The 24,320-nt window shown below is 39.7% G+C and carries 22 protein-coding genes and 1 pseudogene; 21 read left to right on the plus strand and 2 right to left on the minus strand.

What is annotated here, in order from left to right:
- Positions 1-121 precede the first annotated feature (121 nt).
- From modA to modC, 3 genes are read left to right on the plus strand one after another with little or no spacing between them, the layout of a single operon-like run.
- Positions 122-895: a molybdate ABC transporter substrate-binding protein gene (gene modA / locus AC6EMZ_RS02405; protein ID WP_498400804.1), complete on the plus strand. Its 774-nt coding sequence runs from the start codon at positions 122-124 to the stop codon at positions 893-895.
- Positions 895-1,584: a molybdate ABC transporter permease subunit gene (gene modB / locus AC6EMZ_RS02410; RefSeq protein WP_498400805.1), complete on the plus strand. Its 690-nt coding sequence runs from the start codon at positions 895-897 to the stop codon at positions 1,582-1,584. The genes modA and modB overlap by 1 nt, the downstream gene beginning before the upstream one ends.
- Before the next feature lie 2 nt (positions 1,585-1,586).
- Positions 1,587-2,645: a molybdenum ABC transporter ATP-binding protein ModC gene (gene modC, locus AC6EMZ_RS02415; protein ID WP_498400806.1), complete on the plus strand. Its 1,059-nt coding sequence runs from the start codon at positions 1,587-1,589 to the stop codon at positions 2,643-2,645.
- On the opposite strand, the pseudogene AC6EMZ_RS02420 reads toward modC, so the two are convergent.
- A pseudogene (locus AC6EMZ_RS02420) lies at positions 2,646-3,263 on the minus strand (pyridoxal phosphatase); the annotation flags it as partial.
- Between the two features lie 31 nt (positions 3,264-3,294).
- Between AC6EMZ_RS02420 and AC6EMZ_RS02425 the strand changes: the two are divergent.
- The 8 genes from AC6EMZ_RS02425 (at position 3,295) to AC6EMZ_RS02460 (ending at position 11,050) form a co-directional block, all read left to right on the plus strand.
- Positions 3,295-5,109, plus strand: coding sequence for a recombinase family protein (locus AC6EMZ_RS02425; RefSeq protein WP_180252079.1), 1,815 nt, complete (start codon positions 3,295-3,297; stop codon positions 5,107-5,109).
- A gap of 1,161 nt (positions 5,110-6,270) precedes the next feature.
- Positions 6,271-6,444: a hypothetical protein gene (locus tag AC6EMZ_RS02430; RefSeq protein ID WP_180252080.1), complete on the plus strand. Its 174-nt coding sequence runs from the start codon at positions 6,271-6,273 to the stop codon at positions 6,442-6,444.
- A gap of 78 nt (positions 6,445-6,522) precedes the next feature.
- Positions 6,523-6,996, plus strand: a complete 474-nt coding sequence (locus tag AC6EMZ_RS02435; protein ID WP_180252081.1) for an HNH endonuclease signature motif containing protein — start codon at positions 6,523-6,525, stop codon at positions 6,994-6,996.
- A 54-nt stretch (positions 6,997-7,050) separates the two neighbouring features.
- Complete coding sequence (locus AC6EMZ_RS02440) at positions 7,051-7,521, plus strand: hypothetical protein (RefSeq protein WP_498400807.1); 471 nt, start codon at positions 7,051-7,053, stop codon at positions 7,519-7,521.
- 852 nt (positions 7,522-8,373) lie between these two features.
- On the plus strand, positions 8,374-9,078 hold the full coding sequence (locus AC6EMZ_RS02445; RefSeq protein ID WP_213844391.1) for an EAL domain-containing protein: 705 nt from the start codon (positions 8,374-8,376) through the stop codon (positions 9,076-9,078).
- Between the two features lie 212 nt (positions 9,079-9,290).
- Positions 9,291-9,890 (plus strand): hypothetical protein, encoded by a 600-nt coding sequence (locus AC6EMZ_RS02450; RefSeq protein WP_180252084.1) that lies wholly within the window; start codon positions 9,291-9,293, stop codon positions 9,888-9,890.
- Positions 9,891-10,209: 319 nt separating this feature from the next.
- Entirely contained in the window at positions 10,210-10,503 is a 294-nt protein-coding gene (locus tag AC6EMZ_RS02455) for a hypothetical protein (protein WP_059305893.1), read from the plus strand.
- 106 nt (positions 10,504-10,609) lie between these two features.
- On the plus strand, positions 10,610-11,050 hold the full coding sequence (locus tag AC6EMZ_RS02460) for a hypothetical protein (protein WP_059305894.1): 441 nt from the start codon (positions 10,610-10,612) through the stop codon (positions 11,048-11,050).
- A gap of 65 nt (positions 11,051-11,115) precedes the next feature.
- On the opposite strand, the gene AC6EMZ_RS02465 is transcribed toward AC6EMZ_RS02460, so the two are convergent.
- Complete coding sequence (locus AC6EMZ_RS02465) at positions 11,116-11,430, minus strand: hypothetical protein (protein WP_059305895.1); 315 nt, start codon at positions 11,428-11,430, stop codon at positions 11,116-11,118.
- 229 nt (positions 11,431-11,659) lie between these two features.
- Between AC6EMZ_RS02465 and AC6EMZ_RS02470 the strand changes: the two genes are divergently transcribed.
- The 10 genes from AC6EMZ_RS02470 to AC6EMZ_RS02515 all read left to right on the plus strand — a co-directional run bounded on the left by AC6EMZ_RS02470 (position 11,660) and on the right by AC6EMZ_RS02515 (position 24,307).
- Positions 11,660-12,301 carry an EAL domain-containing protein gene (locus tag AC6EMZ_RS02470; protein ID WP_180252085.1) on the plus strand — a complete coding sequence of 214 codons (642 nt, stop codon included), beginning with the start codon at positions 11,660-11,662 and terminating at the stop codon, positions 12,299-12,301.
- A gap of 563 nt (positions 12,302-12,864) precedes the next feature.
- Positions 12,865-13,419 carry a terminase small subunit gene (locus tag AC6EMZ_RS02475; protein ID WP_228722988.1) on the plus strand — a complete coding sequence of 185 codons (555 nt, stop codon included), beginning with the start codon at positions 12,865-12,867 and terminating at the stop codon, positions 13,417-13,419.
- Entirely contained in the window at positions 13,358-15,211 is a 1,854-nt protein-coding gene (locus AC6EMZ_RS02480) for a terminase gpA endonuclease subunit (RefSeq protein ID WP_498400809.1), read from the plus strand. Before AC6EMZ_RS02475 ends, AC6EMZ_RS02480 begins: the two co-directional genes overlap by 62 nt.
- Before the next feature lie 17 nt (positions 15,212-15,228).
- On the plus strand, positions 15,229-15,771 hold the full coding sequence (locus AC6EMZ_RS02485) for a hypothetical protein (RefSeq protein WP_139784147.1): 543 nt from the start codon (positions 15,229-15,231) through the stop codon (positions 15,769-15,771).
- Positions 15,771-17,261 (plus strand): phage portal protein, encoded by a 1,491-nt coding sequence (locus AC6EMZ_RS02490; protein ID WP_180252087.1) that lies wholly within the window; start codon positions 15,771-15,773, stop codon positions 17,259-17,261. Before AC6EMZ_RS02485 ends, AC6EMZ_RS02490 begins: the two co-directional genes overlap by 1 nt.
- The gene (locus tag AC6EMZ_RS02495; RefSeq protein ID WP_180252088.1) at positions 17,212-19,041 is read left to right on the plus strand and encodes a phage major capsid family protein; all 1,830 of its coding nucleotides are present in this window, start codon (positions 17,212-17,214) and stop codon (positions 19,039-19,041) included. Before AC6EMZ_RS02490 ends, AC6EMZ_RS02495 begins: the two co-directional genes overlap by 50 nt.
- Positions 19,042-19,055: 14 nt before the next feature.
- The gene (locus tag AC6EMZ_RS02500; protein ID WP_059305900.1) at positions 19,056-19,355 is read left to right on the plus strand and encodes a hypothetical protein; all 300 of its coding nucleotides are present in this window, start codon (positions 19,056-19,058) and stop codon (positions 19,353-19,355) included.
- A 1-nt stretch (position 19,356) separates the two neighbouring features.
- The gene (locus AC6EMZ_RS02505; RefSeq protein ID WP_041461134.1) at positions 19,357-19,794 is read left to right on the plus strand and encodes a hypothetical protein; all 438 of its coding nucleotides are present in this window, start codon (positions 19,357-19,359) and stop codon (positions 19,792-19,794) included.
- A 2-nt stretch (positions 19,795-19,796) separates the two neighbouring features.
- Positions 19,797-21,488: a hypothetical protein gene (locus AC6EMZ_RS02510; RefSeq protein ID WP_180252089.1), complete on the plus strand. Its 1,692-nt coding sequence runs from the start codon at positions 19,797-19,799 to the stop codon at positions 21,486-21,488.
- On the plus strand, positions 21,485-24,307 hold the full coding sequence (locus tag AC6EMZ_RS02515; protein ID WP_498400810.1) for a hypothetical protein: 2,823 nt from the start codon (positions 21,485-21,487) through the stop codon (positions 24,305-24,307). Before AC6EMZ_RS02510 ends, AC6EMZ_RS02515 begins: the two co-directional genes overlap by 4 nt.
- Positions 24,308-24,320 lie beyond the last annotated feature (13 nt).

The raw sequence follows: 24,320 nt of genomic DNA on the forward strand, positions 1-24,320 counted from the left end.
CCGCCGATATTTATTCTATAGCCATTTCGTTTACTCATTAATCGGTACGATTTAACGCTAGGTTATCCCTACCGTTGTCGTTATATTTATTTGTATATAACGACACTCACAGGAGTTAAAAATGGCACGTAAATGGTTACGCCTTTTCGCCGGGGCAACACTGACGCTTTCGCTCACCGGACATGCGTTCGCAGACGAAGCAAAAATCACGGTCTTTGCGGCAGCGTCGCTGACCAACGCCATGCAGGACATTGCGGCGCAATACAAAAAAGAGAAAAATGTCGATGTCGTCTCTTCGTTTGCGTCCTCGTCGACTCTGGCCCGCCAGATTGAAGCGGGCGCGCCTGCCGATCTGTTTATTTCTGCCGATCAGAAATGGATGGATTATGCCGTAGAGAAAAAATCTATCGATACGGCAACGCGTGAAACGCTGCTCGGCAATAGCCTGGTCGTTGTGGCACCTAAAGCCAGTGCGCAGGGCGAATTCACTATCAATAAAGAGACTAACTGGACCACCCTGCTGAAGGAGGGTCGTCTGGCGGTGGGCGATCCGGATCACGTGCCAGCGGGGATTTACGCAAAAGAAGCACTACAAAAACTGGGGGCGTGGGATACGCTGTCACCGAAACTGGCTCCTGCCGAAGACGTGCGCGGTGCGCTGGCGCTGGTAGAACGTAATGAAGCTCCACTGGGTATCGTTTATGGCTCTGACGCCGTTGCCGGTAAAGGGGTGAAAGTTGTTGGCACCTTCCCGGAAGACTCTCACAAGAAAGTCGAATACCCGATTGCCATCATCGATGGACATAAAAATGCAACGGTCAGCGCCTTCTATGACTACCTGAAGGGGCCGCAAGCGTCTGCAATCTTTAAACGTTATGGATTTACGACTCACTAATGATATTGACGGATCCTGAATGGCAGGCGGTGCTGCTGAGCCTAAAAGTCTCATCCCTGGCGGTTGTCTTTAGTTTGCCCTTTGGGATCTTCTTCGCCTGGCTGCTGGTTCGCTGCCAGTTTCCAGGCAAAGCCCTACTCGACAGTGTGCTGCATCTTCCCCTCGTGTTGCCGCCTGTAGTGGTCGGTTATCTGTTGCTGATTGCTATGGGGCGACGCGGTTTTATCGGCCAATGGTTATATGACTGGTTTGGTCTGACGTTTGCATTTAGCTGGCGCGGTGCGGTACTGGCTGCGGCGGTAATGTCGTTCCCGCTGATGGTGCGGGCCATTCGCCTTGCGTTGGAAGGGGTGGATATCAAACTGGAGCAGGCCGCGCGCACGCTGGGTGCCGGACGCTGGCGCGTGTTCTTAACCATCACCTTGCCGTTGACGTTACCGGGGATTATTGTCGGTACGGTGTTGGCTTTTGCCCGTTCGCTTGGCGAATTTGGTGCAACCATTACCTTCGTGTCTAACATCCCTGGCGAAACCCGCACTATCCCGTCAGCAATGTATACCCTGATTCAAACGCCGGGCGGTGAAAGTGCTGCCGCGCGGCTGTGTATTCTCTCTATCGTCCTGGCGCTGGTATCGCTGCTGATTTCTGAATGGCTGGCGCGACTCAGCCGTGAGCGGATGGGGAAATAATCATGCTGGAACTTAACTTCACCCAGACGCTGGGAAGCCACTGCCTGACGCTAAACGAAACGCTCCCCGCGAGCGGCATCACCGCAGTTTTTGGCGTATCAGGTGCTGGTAAAACCTCGTTGATCAACGCCATTAGCGGCTTGACGCGTCCGCAAACGGGCCGGATTGTGCTTAACGATCGTGTACTTAGCGACGTCGAAAAAAAGATTCATCTGGCCCCTGAAAAGCGTCGAATTGGCTATGTGTTCCAGGATGCTCGACTCTTTCCGCATTACAAGGTGCGCGGCAATCTGCGCTACGGCATGGCGAAAAGCATGGCCGGACAGTTTGATAAGCTGGTGGCGTTGCTGGGCATTGAAGATCTTCTGGAACGCCTGCCGTCGTCGCTCTCAGGCGGTGAAAAACAGCGCGTGGCGATGGGTCGTGCCCTGTTAACCGCGCCCGAACTGCTATTGCTGGATGAACCGCTGGCCTCGCTTGATATTCCCCGCAAGCGTGAGCTACTGCCATACCTCCAGCGTCTGGCCCGCGAAATCAATATTCCGATGCTCTACGTCAGCCATTCCCTGGATGAGATTTTGCATCTGGCGGACAAAGTGCTGGTGCTGGAAAACGGCAGCGTCAAAGCCTTTGGCAATCTGGAGGAGGTCTGGGGCAGCAGCGTGATGCACCCGTGGTTGCCGAAAGAGCAGCAGAGCAGCATCCTGAAAGTGAGCGTGCTGGAACATCATCCGCACTATGCGATGACCGCGCTGGCGCTGGGCGATCAGCATCTGTGGGTGAATAAGATCGACAAGCCGCTGCAATCCGCGCTGCGTATCCGTATTCAGGCATCGGACGTGTCGCTGGTGCTACAGCCGCCGCTGCAAACCAGTATCCGTAATATTCTGCGTGCCAAAGTTGCGCAGTGTCTTGATGACAATGGGCAGGTAGAGGTGCAGCTTGAAGTGGGCAGTAAAACGCTTTGGGCGCGTATCAGCCCGTGGGCCAGAGATGAGTTAGGTATCAAACCTGGCCTGTGGCTTTACGCGCAGATCAAGAGCGTTTCTATCACGACCTGATTACAGCAGGTGGGTGTAAATATACTGCGCGATGCTGTCGGTGGTGTTGTCGCCGATGACGATGTTGGCCCGTGCTTTGACCGCATCGTCTGCATTGCCCATTGCCACGCCCGTTCCCGCCGCTTCCAGCATGCTGATGTCGTTGTAATTATCGCCAAAGGCAATGACATCCTGCATGGACCCGCCCTGCGACTCGACAAACTGCGTCAGGCGCTTTCCTTTACTGTTGCCTTTGCGGGCAATATCGACCTGATCGTGCCACGACCATTCGCATTCCAGACCCAGCGTTTGCTCGACGTGTTTGGCAAATTCGTTCAACTTGGCGGTGTCCTCATCCGTCAGCGCAAACTTCCAGATAGCGTTGACCTCTTCAGCCGCCTGGCGCAAAGAGGGGACCTGAGTAAAGACAGGGCGCTGAGCTTCTGGCAACGTCAGTGCCCAGTTGCTGGTGCGGATCACATGCCCGGTAGGGCGTTCGTAAAGCATCGCATCGTCGACGTACATCAAGCCGTGAACGTCATGCTCATTGAGCAAATCAATCAATTGCAGAGCTTGAGGTACCGGCAGGGGATCGGACTCGATCACTCTTTTTGCCTGATAATCATACAAGTGTGTTATGCTTATACAAACAAAAAATAGAAGGTTGCACATGAAAAAAGTCTTTGTGTATCACCGTGTTAGCTCCGATCAGCAGCTTGACGGGTCAGGCATCGCACGCCAAGCAGAACTATTAGAAGGCTACTTAGAGCGTACTGGCATTTGTGCGGAAATGGATGATCCAGCCCCAGTAGTACTATCGGATCAAGGTGTCTCAGCCTTTAAGGGTTTAAACATCTCAGAGGGTGAGTTAGGGGCATGGATGGAACAAGTACGTAATGGTATGTGGGATAGTTCTATATTGGTAGTGGAATCTATAGACCGCTTTAGCCGCCAGAACCCGTTTGATGTGATGGGTTACATCAATGCTCTAATGGCACACAACGTAGCTATTCATGATGTAATGGCTAACATAGTTATCAGCCGTAGTAATTCTAAAGATCTACCTTTTGTGATGATGAATGCTCAACGGGCATATGATGAATCTAAGTATAAAAGTGATCGTATTCGTAAAGGTTGGGCGAAGAAACGCGAACACGCATTTAACAAAGGTACTATTGTAACTAATAAGCGTCCTCAATGGATCGAAGTAGAAAATGATAAGTATGTACTTAATCATAAAGCGGCAGTAGTTAAAGAGATTTTTTCTCTTTATCAAACTGGCATGGGATGTCCAACTATTGCTAAACAACTTCAAAGGAAAGAAGGTGAGCAATATAAATTTAATCGTCCGTGGACTGGTGAACTTGTCCATAAGATTCTTACTAATCGCCGTGTAACAGGTAAGATTTTCATTTCAGAAATCATCCGTAACCATGATGATATTGAAAATCCAGTAACTCAGAAAAAGTACGATATGGATGTGTACCCTGTAGTGATTAATGAAGAAGAATTTGAATTAGTACAGGAATTGCTAAAGTCTCGTCGTCCTAATGCTGGACGTGTTACCGTGAAGAAAGATGGACAGGAAGAAGTACTGATTAAAAGTAATTTGTTTAGTGGTATCGCACGTTGTACTGAATGTGGCGGTCCAATGTATCATAATGTGGTTCGTGCTAAACGTACACCAAAGAAAGGCGATCCCAAAATTGAGGAATATAGATACATCCGTTGTCTCAATGAACGTGATGGACTTTGTGAAAATAAAGCTATGACATATGAAACGGTAGAACGTTTTGTTGTAGAACATTTGTTAGGGATCGATCTTAGTACTGTAATTAAGGAGCAGGAATTTAATCCTGAAATAGAAGTATTGCGTATCCAGATTGATCAAGTTAAGGATCAGATCACTAACTATGAAAATGGTATTGAACGCCGTAAAAGTACTGGTAAGCCTATATCTTTTGAAATGCGTGAAGAACTCGATGATGCTAAATCAGAATTAGAGAGATTGTTAGCACGACAGGCTTCATTAGCTACAGTACAAGTAGATGTGCCAGTACTACAGGATGTTAACGTTACTGAATTATATAATGTGAATAACGTCGACATACGCACACGTTATGAGAATGAACTTAACAAGATTGTTTCTAATATTCGTCTAAAGCGTAACGGCAATTTTTACACAATTGACATTATCTACAAGCAGAACGAGCTGAAAAGGCATGTCCTTTTTATAGAGAATAAGAAGAAAGAACAAAAGTTAATCAGTGAGGTGATCATTGAAAATGTTGATGGTGCTAAATTCTATTACACACCATCTTTCGTAATTAGTGTTAAAGATGGTGAGATCCGTTTTCAGCAGACTAAAGAAGATCTTTCAATCATTGATTACTCGCTATTACTGAACTATGTAGATGCTGTAGATCGATGTGATGCCGTAGGTGTTTGGATGCGAAACAATATGAGTTTCTTATTCACTAAGTAACGAGTATCCTAAACATAAAACGAAAGAAACCTCTTAATTAACTTGTAACGTCAGCAGAGCCACCAAAAATGCGATTTTAGAATCTTGCTTCAGCCGTGAAGATTTTTTGAAAAATACAAAGTTGAGTAATGATAGTATTTCTCTTTTAAAAATGTAACTAACAATCGTTACATGTGTTTTTGTGATAAATCTAACGTTACTTCAAAAGTACATAGTGATGTACTTGAAAGTAGTCTATAGTTAAATTGACAATAATAATAAAGTAGTATCAGTTGAGTAGTTAGCAGTACTTTGATGATAGTTATCATGGGACGTAAGCGAAATACGATACATTTTTTTGCCCTGCTAGTATTTGATGGTATTAGCAGGGTGTTTTTATGTTTGAAGAACAATAGTAAAGCTAACTATCATTAACGTTGAATAGTAAAAGCTATCATAAATCGAAAGGCAGACTATCTAACTTTCTGAGAACTATCTGATTATCTTAAAAACAAGATTTATACGTTTTAAAATTAATTTTGGCCTCGTGTACGCTCGTATACGAGGCTTTTTCGTATATGGCAATGCGTTGGTGTGGTTTAGTGATAGAGCCTCTCAAAACGCGTTACAGCAAAGAGTATGTTCGTATCAGTACTTCTATTACAATAACTCACATGATTACGCCTCAATATATAAATAAATGTATACAATACAGGAGGCGTATACATGCTAAAACTATTAATTGAAATCTTACTATTCCCAATCTACACAATACTAGTATTGATGTTTATGATTCTCACAGTACTAGCACTTCCACTAAAGATACCATTTGTAGAACGTCACGTAAGACAACACATAAATAAAAGTACTGATAAATTACGAAAGAAAAAGTCCTAAGAATTTTGGAACGGGTGATTTTTTCACGGTATAATGTAGGTATCTATAACATATTTGGGACAGACGCAAAAAATGTCCTATAATATAGATATGGCTTTCTGAGTGATCGAAAATGTTCACCTAGCCGAACTGCGAAGCATAATTCCATTTCTCCAGCCATCAGAGACTAAATAGATGGTAACATTATAATTCTCCTATATTGCTAAAGTATAGCCCCCTAAAAGGGCTATCTTTTTTGCTTGGGATAAATAACGTATACGTATACAAATTACATGAGGTAATTAAATGAAGAAAAATAAATCTAAGGATAGAAAAGATAACGTAATAACCGCACGTTTATCTAATTCACAGGTTGAAGTACTAAAGAAATTGATTGATGAAGGTAAGATATCAAAAGGTACTCTATCTTCTGCTGTAGGTTACTTAATTGATCAGTACATGGTACTAAACAGTAAGTAGTTAATTGGTTGTCTACTAACCACACAATAAGTAGAAACGCGATTACAGGAAGTAACGCGGGTAATATGGAAGTTATATATGAAAATTTGGAAAGAAACAAAATATGAATATTATGTAGTAAGTAATGAAGGTGAAGTATTCAATACTAAGACAGAAACACTACTAAAGCTAACCCCTTCAAAATCTAATGGGTACTACAAAGTATCACTATCTGTCAAAGGTGGTGATAGTAGAACTGTAGAAGTACATCGACTAATCGCAGAAACTTTTATTGAACGTGATGAATCATTGAAATTAGTTGTTGATCATATTGATGGTAATCCCCTAAACAATCACGTGGATAACCTACAATGGATTACACAAAAAGAGAATATGGCAAAAGCGAAAAATAAACGTAGCTGGAATAGATTCACCGAAGAAGAGAAAGTACAAATCATTGATGCGTGGAATACTGGAAAGTACTCATACATTGGGATTACATCCCACTTCAATCAACTATGGAACCGTAATACTACACGACATAGTTACACAAGAATTATCAAACAAGCATAATAACTTAGGGGCTATCATGTAGGAGTGACAGCCCCATATTAAGGGGTAATTATAATGGCAAGAAAAGAAACAATACACAATAATCAAATGATCCAGAATGAACTACGTTTCATTTGCTTTAATTCACTATCTAGTGAAGCAAAAGAAGTAATGCGTGGAATAATCCAGGAAAGTACTTTTCTAGGTAAACACCGTGTACCGGAAGAAGATGTATTTGCGATAGTAAAGAATGCTCCTGAAATCAGTGAAGTGATGGTATTTGAACATCTAAAATTATTCAGACAGAATAAAAATCAAAAATATCCAGATAGTAAATCATCGCGTGAAAAATACAAACGCATAGCAACCCTGGTATCACAGGCGTTTGAAGTACTAGTAAAGGAAGGGAAATCCCTTAATAGAATGGAGCAATACAAACCAAAGAAAACCGTAACTGAAGAACATGTAGCACTAGTTGAACTGCTAAAAGATGAAGGTGCGGATCTTATTACCTTAATTGAACGACTAGTAGCAATGAATAAGTAATTGATTCATATGGGAATAATAACCGTAACTATAACCGTATTGTATACGTCGAAAATACGGTTATTATGAGTAAAATACGGTTGATGCCACAATATATAGTAGTAAAATCAACGGGTTACATACTATATATTGATTCCCGTAACTTAATATAATATACACTTTAAAGTAAATGCCTTACTTGTCTATTAAGTCTCATAGAGCCTAACTCGCTTTGCTCGTTAGTCTCTGTAAAACCAAAAAGATAAGATCGTAAACCTGCGTTTTTCTCGCTAGTCACTCGAAGAACGCCACGCCTTTTGTTTTTTCTATCGACTACTGAAGGAAGTGAAAACCAATAATGTTTTGGGTCTGCCGTCTTTTGGAGTAACTACGCGGGCTTTGCCCTTGTCGGGCTATCGGGCTGTTTAAGCCCTTACGATTAATTAATCAATAACTGGTAAAGTACTACCAGAACTAAGGACTTATCAGATGATGAGGCAGTATACTTCCAACAATCATTAGTTAACTAAGAGTTAGGTACAATAATCCGAGTAATTAATATCTTATCTGATCATCTAAAGGTAGAATCACCAGATAATCCCATATAACCTTTATGGTCTATTTGTGACTTTATTAGCACCGATTAACATTAAGAAATCATTAGGAAAGATGATACTTACGTAAATGATTGAAACAAAATATTAAACCCTCTGAAAACCGGATATTAGAGACAAGTATACAATTTACATTCGAAACCTTGAAAACATGTAGATAACAGGTATGTTTATAGGTATAGCTCGCTAACTAATAAAATTTATTAACTTATTCTCATTTAGATTACTTACAATACTTCAAGACGGGGAAGTGATTGATATGAAACATTTTTTCATAGTGGAGCCATTAGTAGACCCAGTTTCAATGAGGTTAAGAGGGGTTGAAATATTAACTCGCTTCCAAGATCAGTATGGTAAGTTTTACCCGCCGGATACTGTCATTCAGAGCATGAGCAATGAAGAAAGATGTTTGTTACTCAGAGAGCAAGTCACTGCTATCAAAGAAAAAAGTGATTTCTTCACAAAGAACAATCTGTTGTGTAGTCTTAATGTTAACAGGGATATGATTGAATGTATCAATCGCACACCTGAAGAAGATTGCCTATTAAAGGGTATGAATTATGTGCGGCTTGAAATTTCAGAGAGTCTAGCAACATGTGAACTACACACCCGTACTAAACTAATAGAAGCACTATGTACTAGATTTGGTAAGGTATGGCTGGATGATTTGGGAGCAGGATATTGTGATATAAGCATGGTTGATGCTTCTCAGTATGAATTGATTAAGATTGATCGTGAATACTTCTGGCGGGAAGCCAAGAAAGAACAGCCATTCAAAGGTTTGATACTCTATAAAAATAAATGTAATAAAATCGTCTTTGAGGGCGTAGAGACAGATGAACAACTTGAACTAGCTAGACGTTTAGAGGTATGGGGTGTACAAGGTTACTTGTTTAACTCTTGTAAATTAATTGATATTGAAAGTCTGGCACTTCGCTATGACTATATAAGGCTGACAAATTAATATCTAGAATCGTTATGTGCTATAAAATTCTTTCCCTTGATAATGGTATATATGAGATATATCGCCTGAGTGATAGCCGCGATGATTCGTTTACTCAGTTAGCCCGGACTATCCTTAGTTCACATGAAGTTTTACTAACTAATCCTCAAACGTATCCCGACATTTCATATATAGACTATATTATGTTCTACGTACCCTAGTTAAGGAAGAAAATGAATTATAAAAAATGTGACTATTCTGCTATAGAATTAGTGGATGGTGTAATCTTTCGCATGAAAGATGATATTACTGGTTTTTATAAGTTAGTTGATAATGAAAAATATTACTATTATCATTTTGAGGATGGCGTCTATACACGTACTGATGGTTTAGTAACAATAGATAAGGGTGATCTTTTTTCTAATCTACTTGAGCTGAGAGCGGAGAGTTTCATTTATATCTCAGACCAAAATATAGAAATGCCTCAGAGTGAATTCCGTAGTGCTTTTTTATATTTCGATAGTTTACGAGTCAGCATTGAAAGCATTGATGGAAACATGTCAATAAAATCATTTGATTATAAAACTGATACTGAAATTCAAACTTATAATGATGTACTACAGTTCTATAATCACATCATTGATAATAAATGTGCGTATTATGGAAGACCCGACTTTGACAATGATATTCTTATCAATTCATTACGCAATATTGGCGTTCCAATCGACCAGGTTAAGGAACATCTTACAAGATTTGATATGTTTTGTAGAATGATTATTCCTGAATATCAGTATCCAATCTCACCAACAGAGATAAAACAGCTTAGCTATTAATTTTCTCAATGCCTTTACTACTTGGTAAGGGCATTGAGCTTTTGGATTAACTTTAAAAAAACTTATCGATAATCTTATATGGCTTTACCTCTATATCATACCTAAAGTACACTCATAACCTCACGCCCCCCACTATGGGTAGGTTTGTTGAAGGTGTGGGTGTGGCGTGAAGCTACCATACGACAGCCCTCAGTACTGTTACTCCCCCTTCAGTTTACATGTAAGTAAAGAAATTCTACATAAGGCCGATACTACCCATTGTGACTTAGAGGATGTTGAAACAACCTCTTGTATTCCAGATAGTTCACAAGGGTTACTAATGGGGAAAATTATTGTAGTTTTATTGGTGCTCATCGCTTTGTATTTCAAAATCTCAGGTGGAGATGTTAAGCATGAAGCACAGCACGAAGAACCGTCTACCCAGCTCACCAATCAAGAGTTACAGGACGCTAAGGATTTCGCTCAGGCTCTTATCCAGCGTGATTACACATGCGATAAAGTCACTACGTTTAGCAATGCGAACTTCTCAGGCCGTATAGATGTATGGTGTGATGATCAATACCAGTATGAGATTACAAAGCCTGGTGGACGCTGGCAGGTAGTAGCGAAGTAATCTGAAAATTTCAGTACTAAGCCCTGTATGATGTGAATCTACAGGGCTTTTTCAATTTGTAAATGATATTATCATTCAGAACTTGCCTATAGTGAAGAGTGGTAAAATGAAAATTACTGTTGAAAATATCTCTGAGATGTTCGAGGGAACGAAAGAACTATTGATTGGTGGGCTGATCACGGCTGTCACTGGTTTGATTATTATAATTGGTCCAAATGGCAATGAATATGTAAAAGTGCCTTTGATGTTTGTTGCGATATTTCTAATTACTATAATACCTGGTTTTATCGCGATGCTTTTCTCACCATTAACAAAACTGACAGCAAAGATTTTTGATATTAAAAGTAGCAATATACTTTGCCGCCTGTTTTCATTTTTGTATTTCCTACTGTATTGGTTTGTAACGCTTTCAGTGTTCAACTTTATAATTAGATATGTATTAAATGTACACCCAATAGAAGATGGTATGAAAATATGCTTTGCTATTGGGTGCTTTATTGTCGCAGTAGTACAAACAAGAAGATTTTACACAATACTTATTAAGTAATTGAATATGCCCCAATAACATGAACTGTCCTACTCAATGGGGCCGTCAATGTGTAGGGGCATTTTTTAGAATGGCAGTTCTTCTTGCCCACAAAACCAATCATCAGCATGTTGTTCAATCACAAGGTGTTCAGCATGTAGATAACTCAAAGCATCCAAAACCTCTTTGAATGGCGTTTCGCTAATCAGTACAAAACAATCCCTTTCCACCGTTCCCAGCCAGAACACCCCACCTACAGAACCTTCAAATATCACTCGATCACCAAACTTGAATTGCTCAAGAACACTTCCCCGATAACATACCGTGAACCAAACCCCAGCGTGTGAGAACTGATGAACACCTCTACGTATGGATGGATCGTAACCGTTCTTATTGCCCATTTCTTAGCCCTCCACTAACCGTTAGATACTGTAAATCTATACAGTGTAATGCTGAAGAACAAGACGAAACGCTAAAAATTCAATAAAAACGATCATATTCAATAAGTTAAATGATTTTCTTTAGGCGAATAGTTTCTATGCTAATAGATTATAACGATCAATAATAGAGTATCGATCGATTAAAGAGATCAATTTGATGATAATAACTAGCTTTATAGCAGAGCCGATCATGACAACTTCAGGCCAACTGGTTGGTTGTGAATTGTTAACCCGTTTCCATCGCCAGGACTTGCCTGTACTGAACAGTAAGTACTTCATCATGACTATGGATATTGAAAGGAAAAAGGAACTACTCACACGACAACTACAGGCCATAGAATTACGTGCGTCATGGTTCAGGGATCACCGGCTTTTCTGTACCGTTAATGTTGATACCTTACAGGCACGGCTATGTGTATATGACAGTGGTATAACTCACTTACTGGATAAGCTGGAGTTTGTCAGGTTGGAGATCTCAGAAGACTTTGAAGGGTTGGAATTGGGTATAGATCATCCGGTGTTACGAACACTGTTAAACGTAGGCTATCGCTTGTTCCTTGATGATCTTGGTTCCGGTCGGGCTAACGTTGCGGCGTTAACTACTGGATGCTATGAAGCGGTAAAAATCGATAGGGCGTTCTACCGTGAGGAAGTACAAAAACCAACATTCAACGTACTGATGAAGAACATCATGAACTATTGCCCCTATGTAATCGTAGAGGGAGTAGAGCAGCGGCAAGAGCTACCAGTACTACGCGATGCTGGAGTAACGGCAGTACAAGGATACCTGTACCGATCAGTACCGTTTGACAAGATACACAACCTTCTCTAACACCATAGTAAATACCCTATAGACAACAACTATGGGGTATACCTATGAACATAACATTACACTTCCCTAAAGGCTCTACAAGCATCATAGACGGTACTTATACAGGTTATGAGTATTCCCGTTCAGATAAGCTAATCAACGCTCATATCACGTTTGATGAATCATACAAGCTATTCATCAACCATCACAGTTTAGTACTCAGCTATAAATACATCACAGTGAATCACCAACACAGCTACACAATCGGTAGATGGGTTTATGACTGGAGCACAATAGACAATTACAAAGGCTCAGAGCGTGTACACCTCGACTATCTACAGTGCTTGACTCAGGAATTAATACAAGATGAATCACTGAACGGTAGACCTATAGATAACTATCGAATTGCTCTATTAATCAATCAATTCAGAGAAGAAAAATAACTCAACAAAATGAGAACCTTTGTCATTTAGGTTCTCTTTGGGCTTTAAAACACCGCGTAGATTTCGACGCACTTTGTTTTAAATATATGTGAAAAAATAATAAAGAGGCGAAACGTTATACAAATGAATAAGAACATTAGCATGAATCAGCTTGCGAAACAGTACGGGTACAACGAATCAACAGTACGAGAATGGAAAGCACAGGGTATGCCAATTGGTCAAGGTACTGAAGAAGCTGATACACGAGCATGGATAGTACAGAATGTAATTCTACCATTGCGTAATACCGATACACGTGAACAAATAGATCAAGAACGCCTACGTAAACTAAAAGCAGAAGCGGCATTATCTGAACTTGAATTACAGGTGAAACATGGAACGGTAGTTAGTACTGAATATCTTGAACAAGTACTAACTGAATACCTATTTCAAGTTAAAACAGCAATGAGAGCTATCCCTAGTAAAACATACTTGGAACTATTCGCACAGACAGACGCAAAAGATTTACGAGATATATTAAAACAACATATTGATAGTACTTTATTCCAGCTAGGAAGCATGGAATTTGAACTACCCACGGATGAAGAAATATTAGAAGATGGAAACGAACAAGAAGAAATTAACGCAAGTACTAATGAAAGTACTGCCGACGATACAGCCACCGAAGATACAGAAAACAAGCCAATGGATCAGTAATGGTGTAGTTAAGTTTGTTGACGGGCCGAATATGGGGCTTGATTGGGTTCCGTTTTCCTTTCAACGCGAACCAATGGATATAGCACAACATAGAAGTACTAAAAAGATCATTCTACAGTCATGTAGTCAGCTTTTAAAAACCACTGTTTTACAATCCATAGCATTTAACCTGATGGCAAATGATCCATGTAATTTTGCTTTTGGTAGTTCTTCTGAATCTGAAGTGAAGAAATTCAAGGATGGTAAATTTCTACCAGCTATTGAAACCAGTGAAGTACTAAGCCCATTAGTTACAGACAAGAATGATAAGAACGCCGCGAACAACGCGAAGCAAACACAAATGATAAACGGTACTTTTGTGTACTGGCTAAACCTCAATACACCAGGAAACCTACGCGGTATTACTTGTCGTGTAGTTCTATTGGATGAGGTGAGTAATGTTTCTATTACAGAAGAAGGTTCACCAATAAAACTAGCAGAAGCACGTACTAGTACTTTCGGTGATGATGCTCTAGTAGTTATTTCAAGTACACCATTATATAAAGATGATTTAATTAACTCAGAATATAACCTCTCTGATAAACGCCGTTGGTTTGTTACTCACACTTGCGGTCATGAAAATACTTTTGAATGGGAACAAGTAGCATTTGAATTCAAACAACTTGAGAATGGTAGAGCAATACCAGACAGTACAACTACACGTTTAATTTGTCCTCATTGTCAGGAAGAGATAGACGAGCATACACGCCACCAAATGATCGATAACGGTCGATGGATAGCTACTAGTACTGTTGGTGATCCGGGTGTGGTTGGCTATCAGATTTCGCGTATGTATTCCCCATTGAATACTATTTCAGAAATGGTTAGTAAGTTTGCCGATGCTCTTTATAATTTCAATCTTCAAACATTTTATAATAATGAATTGGGATTACCCTATGAAGATGAATACGCAAAAGAACTAGATATACTTCGATTGGAATCATTACGTGAAGATGAATTTAATCTACATAAAATACCTGAAAGTACTTTAGGTATATGTATTGGTGTTGACCAACAATTAGATCGCCTGGAAGCTACTATATTAGGCTTTGATGAAAAGAACATTTACGTGCTTTCTCACGAATTCTTCTATGGTCATGACTGTACCAAGATTGAATCTCAAGCATGGAAGGACTTAGATCAGTTTTGTCGTCAAGATTTCCGAAGTCTTGACGGTCGCATAGTACCTACACTTGCCGTGTTCGTGGATAGTTCGAATGGTAACGCCACTGATACTGTTAAGAAGTTTACCGCACGTTGGGCTAAGTATCATCCTATTAAGGGTTCTAGCAGTACTACAAGTGACTTATTCAAACAGAGTACACAAGCCGGATATAAACTTCAGATCCTTAATGTTCATGAGCAAAAGAATACTATTCGTAAACTTTTAAACTTGATGCTCAGTACTGAAGCAGAGAACGCACCAATTCAATTACGCTTTTCCAGTACTCTACCATCAGATTACTTTGAACAACTATCAGCCGAAGAGTTAAAACCTGCTGGTGGTAAATTAGTATGGCGACTAAAGAAAGGGCAGAAGAGAAACGAGGCTCTAGATTGTCTGGTCTATGGAATGATCGCAATCGTATATTCCCAATCACAATTAGGTACGCAACCGTTTAGAAAACTACGCGAACATAAAGCCAAATCATTACCACAAAAGATAAATAAACCAGAAGAATCACAACCTACCCAAAGTACCAGACGTTCTAGGCGTGCTGGTGTGGGTTCAAACTGGTTTGGAAAAACGTAAAATGATAAGGATATCCAATGGCAATTTTACCAGAAAAGATTTATATGGTTTCAAACCCATATGATTATCTTGTAACAATTCCTGCTAAAACACTTTTCGTTATTTCATATGTCAGTACTGGTAATTCAATTACATTAGATAACAGTAATAGTGATAGTGAACAACCATTTACTATTACCTTTGAAACTAACGTTGCTTCAGAAAAGCTATTCTGTACAACTATTACTAATGGTATTGCCAGTACTTCCCAATGTGAAGTAATCGATCCAACAAAACATACTGAAGAATACGCACGTATTCGTAAGATGATTGAAGAGATCGAAGCGGTAATTGAAGCAAAAATACAAGGTGGTGCTAACTACAGCATTACAATTAATAATAAAACTCTAGTTAGTGAGTCATTAGTAAACTTAGAAGCAATCCGTGCTCGTTATATTGAACGTGCTAATTCTCTATGGGCTAAAATGAATGGTCAACCTACATCTGGTTCTAGTAAACCATTTAAGAGTATGACTGTATTCCGAGATCCTAACTATCCAGATCGTTGGGGTACTCGCTAATGTGGTTTAAGAAAAAACAACCTGAACAACCAAAACCAGTACAGAAAACTAATGAAGTCCGTGAACATGTTGGTAAAACATTACAACGTGATTTAAACCAGATTCGTACAACTAGTAATGGTGTGAATGCTTTCGGCTTTGGTGTCGGTACTAACTCAGTAAGTATTAATAACATCATTAAATGGCATTTATCAGAATGGCGTAATCAATCACGTGACGCAACACTAGTAAACCCAATCGCACGTAAATACATGATGCTTTCTGTAGATGGTGTAGTAGGCAGTAATGGTATCTATGTAAAGCCATCAGTAGATATTGATGTTGATGAAGAAACCAAACATACCATTAACCAACAACTAGAAAAACTATTTGATCGTTGGGCTTATGATGCTAGTAAATTCTCTAATGATGGCTCAATGACTTTTGATCTATTCGCACAAGTACTAGAAAAACATCGTTGCCGTGATGGTGAAGCGTTTGTACGTATTCATAATTTCAACCGTTCTATCAAGATTGAAATTATTGATTCTGCTAGATTGACTCAGTTGAATAACGCAGTACTGGCAGATGGATATATCAGTAATGGGATTGAATATAACAAGTACCGTCAACCTGTAAACTACTATTTCGCTAAATATAATCCAGTAACATATACATATGATGCTACTAGTTATGAAGTTGTACCAGCAAGTGAAATCCTACATTACTTTGTTATGGATGATGCCACACAGGAACGCGGTATACCGGATCTAATTGCCAGTACTAAAGTTTTAGCAGACCTAAAGAACTTCCAGGAAGCGGCACTTTTGGCGAAGCGTATCTCAGCCAGTGTAACCACATTCATTACCAATAATGGAAGTAACAATGAATTAGCACTATCTGAAGGTGAACAAGATACTGCGATTTATAACGAGTACTTAGAACCAGGTGCTATCTTTGAATTAAATGCTAATCAAGATGTTAAATCAGTTGATCCTCGTAATGGTGTTGACGGTATAGCAGAATTCACAGATGTACTATTTGATAATATTTCAATGGGCTTAAATGTCACTAAGCAATCCCTGATGGGAAGTACTGCTGATGCGTCATTTAGTGCTGCGAAACTTGCCGAACGCCTACAAGCTACAACTTTCAGTACTCGAACTAATGTACTCATAAATAAAGTACTCAAGCCAATTTATACAGCTTGGTTAAAGAATGAAATGCTAAATAATAGTAAGTTGAAATTAAGTTTTTCTGATTTCGATGATCTTGTATGTGCTCGTTATATCCCTACTAAACCTATTTCACTTGATCCATTGAAGGATATTCAATGTGAAGTAGCTGCTATTGATGCCGGTTTGAAATCCCGTACACAGGTAATTAGTGAAATGGGCGGTGATCCACGTGTTGTACTTCAAGAAATAGAGAATGAGAAAAATATGAACAAGGAAGTTCTAGATGAAAATCAAAAACCAGACGAGGGAGTTAACCCTACCAACGGCGATTAATTCTGATAATCGTACCGTTGAAGTTGCTTTTTGTTCTGAAACTCCTGTTGCACGTGAAATAGAAGGAAAGTTATATAACGAAGTACTTCTATGTAATCCAGAAAATGTAGACCTATTGCGTTTGAACAATTCAGGGGCAGTACTTTTTAATCATGACCGAGATCATTTGATTGGCAAAGTACTAGCGGCACGTATTGATTCAGATAAAGTAGGTCGTGCTGTTTTACAGATTTCCAATGCTTCGGAAAAAGAATGGGAACAAATCAATGAAGGTGTATTAACACATATTAGTTTTGGTTACACAGTTAATGATTACCGTATTGAAGGTAACATTATCTACGTAACTCAATTCACCCCATATGAAATATCACTGGTAACTGTACCTGCTGATGTATCGGCTGGTGTTGGTCGTTCATTGATAAATAACAATGATGACAACCAGAAGGATATGATCATGGAAGATGAAAACGAAATTGAAAGTACTGAACCTGAAATCAAAGATGAATCAGAAGTAGTTAGTACTGAAGTTGAATCTGAAGAAGAAATTACTGAACAAGAAGAAGTAGAAGAATCTGAAGAAGAAGTACGTATGAGCGATGAAGAACTATTAGCACTAATGGCTAATCGTCCAGACTTGCTTGAACAAATGATAAATAAAAGCGACGTTGAAGAACAACGCGAAGAAGTACAAGAAAGTACTGATGATTCTGAAGTAGAAGATTCTACAGAAGAAGTGGAACGTAAACGTGAATTGGAATCAATCGGCGTAGTTCTAAATATTGATGTGTCTGAAGCAATTGAAAATGGAATTTCAGTTGAGGACTTCAAACGCACACTAAATACAAAAACAAATCCTAATCATGATAAGGAAATCAAAATGGAAAAATCCGTATTAAATGGCCTAATTCGTTCACTAAGTGAAGGTAATTTTGCTGGTAAAACTGAAATCCCTGCGGGTGATTTCGTCCGTACTTCTACTACTGTTGGCGGTGCTGCTCTAGTTAAAGAAGTATACGCAGATTCTTATATTGATGTGCTACGTGCTCAGTCAGTATTTGCTACTCTACCTGTACAAGTATTCGCAAATCTAGAAGGTGAAGGTAATCTAGTTCTACCTAAATTATCTGCTGATTTCACTGATAACTTCGGTTATGTTACTGAAGGTGCTCCATCACCATCTTATAACGCCGCTTTTGAGAAGATCACTCTAAAGCCAGAAATCTTTACCGGTTCTGTTGAACTAACTCGTACTCTAATCAAATCTGCTAGTACTGCTGAACAGTATATTCAAGATGCGATGGTTAAGGGTGCTGCTCTAAAACTAGAACGTCTAATTCTTGCTGATGTTGTTGCTAAGGCTCCAGAAGTAACCCTAACTGCTGCTCTAACCAAAACCGATGTTATTAGTGCTCTAGCTACTCTAGCTGCTGCTAATGTCCGTGTTGAGAATGTAGTTGCTATTGTACATCCTACTACCGCTGCTGTATTGCGTACTACTCTAGATGGTTCTAACACCGCTGCTAAGTACTTGCTACAAGGCTATATGGGTGACGGTATTCTAGCTGATTCAGTACGTATTATTGAATCTACTCAAGTTGCCGCTGGTGCTATTGTGTTTGGCGATTGGTCAAATATCATCATGGCTCAATGGGGTTCAGTAACTATGGATCGCGATGATACAACTCAACGTAACTCTATGGGTATCGTTCTACGTACTTTCAGCTTCCAATCTCATGCTCTAGCACACGATGAAGCATTCCTAGTACTAAACCTAGCTTAATACAGGTATGACAAATGAAAGCATTTCTTAGTAACTCGCAAATAGAGTCACTACTTAATGCTTTTGGTGAAAAGCTCGTCATTGTTCAAGATGGTGTATCAATAACGATTACCGCAATTTTTGAACAAGACGAGCTTTTTTTCGATGATAGTCAAACTACCGTAACATATTTTAGTGCCAAGTCAGGAATTAAACTAAATAGTACCTTCACAATTGATAACACCGAATACCTAGTAAATAGAATAGATGATGATACAAGCGGTATCTCTAACTATCACTATATTCGCAAGATCGATTTAGAAGAGGAAATATAATATGTTCACGGCAGACTATACAATAAGAAAGTATTTGATTAATAAATTAGCAGTAATTGTTAATCTACAATATCCATCAAAAGCAACGGTAGATGATACCACAATGGTTTACATTGGTGATTCTTCAGTACAACGTACACAGATAGCCAAAGCAAATCAAATTGTAAACAATCAAATCGTACCATCAACTATTAGAAATTTATGTGAATTTCGAGTTGAGTTTGTAGCTGTCGGACAATCATTTAAAAGTGCTTCGGATGAAATAGAAAAGATTCTTGAAGCACTTTATACATCTGGTTTCTTTGATGAACTAAACCAGCAACTTCCAATGCCATTATTCAATATCCGAATTGAAGATAGTCTAATGACTTCCCAAGCCGAAGCCACGGAAACCGCATATGTTCACACGCAAACACTATCTTTTAGCTATGGGGAATAATTATGGCTCAAACATTTTTAGGGAATCTAACCACAGTATGGATTAATACAGATACAACCAACGTTGCTCCAAATGCCCGTACTTTTGTTCAAGTAGAAAATCTTTCAGCATTTCCAAGTTTTAGTGAATCAACAACTATTTCAACTGTAGAAACATATGATAGTACTTACACCTCTAAAGTAGCGGGTGATAGTTCATATGGTGATATGACTATTCAAGTTAACTACGTTCCAGGTGAAAACGCCGTACTTGATTCTGCTGTTGATTCTCAGCAGTTAGTACAAGTCAAAGTAGAAATGCTTGATGAAGGTTCAAACGATACAACCGTAAACTATGTGCTTTATAACGGGTACTTATCCAGCGTATCAGATACGTCAGATATGGATCAGGTTGTTACCCGCTCATACGTATTCACACCAGAAAGCCAAGTATCAGCAGGTATTCTTGATGAATCTGTAGTTGAACTTTATCGTGGTGATTGGGGTGTTGGTTCGAACGGTAACGAGTTCCCAAGCTATCAAGGCCGTGATGGTAACTCATTCGTTAAGATCGCAGCAGCCAACGCACCAACAGGTGTTGATATGTTGGGTATCACTAACCTTGATGGTTCGAACGGTACTCAATTAGTAATGAACAAAACTGGTACGCCAGTACTGAACATTCGTAACTTCTCAACAGCAAGTAACGGGGCATGGTACAAGGTCTATACCAGTGCCGATAAACCAACGTTAACAGAACTTGGTGCGGCAGCCGCTACAGATCTCAGTAACTACGTACCAATCACACGTACTGTCAATGGTAAAGCACTTACAGCTAACATCACTTTAGTGGCAGCAGATATTAGTGATGTTTACTCTAAGACCTACATTGATTCAAACGTAGTTCCGAAAGTATTCCAGTTAAACGGACACGCACTATCAGGAACGGCGTTGAACTTAGTAGCCGCAGATATTCTTGATGTATATTCACAGACTCAGGTTAATAATACCTTTGTTGCTAAAACGGTTACTGTTAACGGATTACCATTAAGTTCTAATATCACATTAACGGCAACACAACTAACTGATATGGCATCATTGGCATTTAGTAATAGTACTTATGTGCCTAAAACGTTCTTAATCAATAACAAGCCATTATCTGGTACTAACATTCAATTAGTAGCAGCAGATATTAGTGATGTATATTCCCGTACTGAAAGTAACGGATTGTTTGCGTTACGTATCACTACAATTAACGGTTATGCTCTTAACAGTAACGTAACCTTGAACTATAACGATGTTGGAACGTATTCAAAAGCACAAATTGATGCTAAAGATGCCGCACTACAAGCGAACATTGATACCAAAGTTACTATCACTCAAGACCTTCTAACAATAAATAACGTAGAAGATACTTTAGAACTTGATATGTCTGATGGTAAGCGTGTTTTCAAAGCAACACTAACCGCAGCAGTAACACAACTAAGTGTAATCAATGCCAGTGGAAGCAACTTAAATAGCCAAACTATTACTATGTGTTTAACACAGGGAACAGGGGCAAATAAAATTTCATGGCCTTCTAATGTTATTTGGTCTTATGGTCGTGAACCAGTATTAACCTTTACTCAGAACTCAATTGATGTGATTCAATTCTTAACTGTCGATGGGGGGAGTACCTGGTACGGCTCCTTACTAATGGCGGATTTACAAGAATGATAAGAAAACAAAATATCAGCAATGCCCAACAGATGATTGAAGGGCATTGGAAATTTTTAGAACGTAATACGGGTTTAGTTAATGACAATAAAACAGATCACTTTGTACTAAACCCACAAAACGTTTTAGCAAACAACAGGCACTTTATAGCGGAAACAGGCTGGGAGGCACAACCGGACGGTGACGCAACCACAGAAGGACAATCCTTAGCAATTCTTGGTGCTATCTATGCGTATCAGGCAACCAAAGAACCGTACTATCTACAACGTGCTAAAGACTTTTTCAACGCCTATCATTTGGCGTTCTTTCGTGGGGTAGCGTTTCCCGATCCTCCTAATGGTTCACTACGCTGTAACTGGATCTGTAATGGCAAGGCTCCAGTACTGGCTCATTACCCATTAGATCCAGAGTATCCAACTCATGGCGGGTTCAAGGGTGTATTGTTCACATGGACGAACGGACAAACACAGATACCTCATGGTTCACCTAACTACGGTGAATACCTCGATGCGGTATGGTTTGCCTTTCCAGAAAGGGCGGGTCTTGGTTGGAATCAGGTAAACGCAACTGCCTACGCATGGTTAGCCAGTGAAGATAGCATTGATTGGGATACTAAAGCCCCTACCTACGATGTTGATTGGATTGTTGACCGTACAGGCCGCAAGGTAGATAGCAATGGTGATGTACTGGCAGAAGGGCTAACAAGCCAGATCGGTACAGTCCAGCTCAAAGACACGTCTATAAACGGCAATTACCGATTCAACTACGCCACGAAGAATCCTGTATCAGAGGGTGGCTATCTTATGGGGCGTAATGAACGTTGGCACAACAGGCCAGTAAACGTACCTATTGATAACTATGGTACGCTCGACTTTTCTGATAACGCCTCGGATGCTGAATTGTGGTTCTGTCAGGCATGTAAACTACTATGGGATATCACAGGCGAGCGTATCTATTACTTAGCATGGCAGAATTCACTAATTACTTGTACTGGTTATTCTGATATTGATAAATTTGATATGTTCTTTCGTAAAAGTGCTATTGCTTTAACGCCTTTTACAGATGGTATTTCATATGATTATTTCTATCCAAGTGATCAAGTAGCATCATACTCACGTGATTCAGAAGGCTATATTGTCATTAATCAAAGTGCCTCAGCACAAACAACACTTGAACAACAATCTATATGGTTCAAGTTTAATAATAGTTCATCATTCCATGTTGAATATAGTGGTGTTGATACCACTGGCAAACCGTTAAGCCTTGCTGTAGCTATGACAGTTAATAAAACTAAAACAGAAGATGGTGCTATTAGATACCGTTGCGGTTTACCCATTACCAATACTGACAACAGTATTATATCTATGGATATCCCAATGAACCATTTTACCAGAATTGCTAAACCTGATGGTGGACAGTACTTAACAGCAGATATGCGAATGGTTTCCGATTATGGGGATAATACAGTAACTTCACTTCAATATGTTTCCGGTATCGCTGGAACGTACTATGACAACGTGATTTCTACTACTATGGATTCTGACGGTAGTTCTACAGTTGGTTTCTGGATCTTTGATGATGAAACACAGGACTTAAACACCTTCACATATAGAACATATGCTGATGATTTTAACATTCGTATTATTGATGATCTCGGTTGGCGTTGGTGGGCTATGCTACCAGCAAGCAACGGGGCATGGGTAACACAAACGTTTAATGTACTGGATTTTAAATTGAGTTCTTATCAACCGGATCATGAAGAAGGTGATGAACAGCCAGGACAACCAACACTAACAGGACGTGAAGAGTTTACACTATTACTTGATACCGATCCGGTTGATAGTGTCTCAGGTCGTATTGACTGGTATTGTGTTAACGATTTGCCAGCACTTTATAATGATGGTGGTACAGGTGATTATTCAGTACTGGTTTCTCTAACTTTCAACGATAGTACCAGTAGTGGATATACAGCACGTTTAGGTGATTGTGTAATTCGTAATTACATGCTTGATAGTTTGTCATATACACCCGGACTAATACCATTTAGTAACATCACAGATCCATATGCTCAACTGTATTCCGGTTGGCGTGGTCTACCATATCCAGGTTATCAACTACCCGCTATATGGTGTTTCAAAGGTACTACAATTGATCAAACCAGACTAAATAATAGTATTAAGTTCTTATGTGATGCTCAAGATTGGTTTACTAATAAATTCCATCCTACTTTACCTGGTCCATGTGCTCAGGCTTATGTATGGAACCGTCAGGACGCATTAGCATATTCACCTGATGGACAACCAGATCAATTTATTATGCAGCACTGGTATGAAGAAGCATGGTCAGGTTATGAACCTCGTGCGTTCTTTGGTGGTTGTGATGTAGTCCATGAACTATATCAACGTGGTGATTATGCTATTCCGCAGAACATTATTACGTACTGTCAAAACTGGATGAATTACTTGAAGTGGTTCATGAAAAATAATGATGGTCACGCACCAACACGATTTAAATATGATGGTGAAGTTATCTATGATGGCTTTACGGGTCATATGTCTGGTTTATGGCTTGCTGGTGCTTCAATGATGGCAATAGCAGGTTATCCAGATCACGAATTACTTGATTTACTATTCGCGGAAATTCAACAGAACTATAACGTAGTTTCAGCTAATCACGTAATGAATGGTGGCTGGTCATCAGCTATCAGAAGTGGAACACCTACAACACCACAGAACAATTCAATGTTCTTTGGCTTCTATACAGGTGAACTACTAAGAGGTTTAGCACTTTACATGAAGTACTACAACCAACATATATAAATAAACAGAAGGG

The sequence above is a fragment of the Enterobacter sp. SCRI0065 genome, assembly GCF_059766475.1.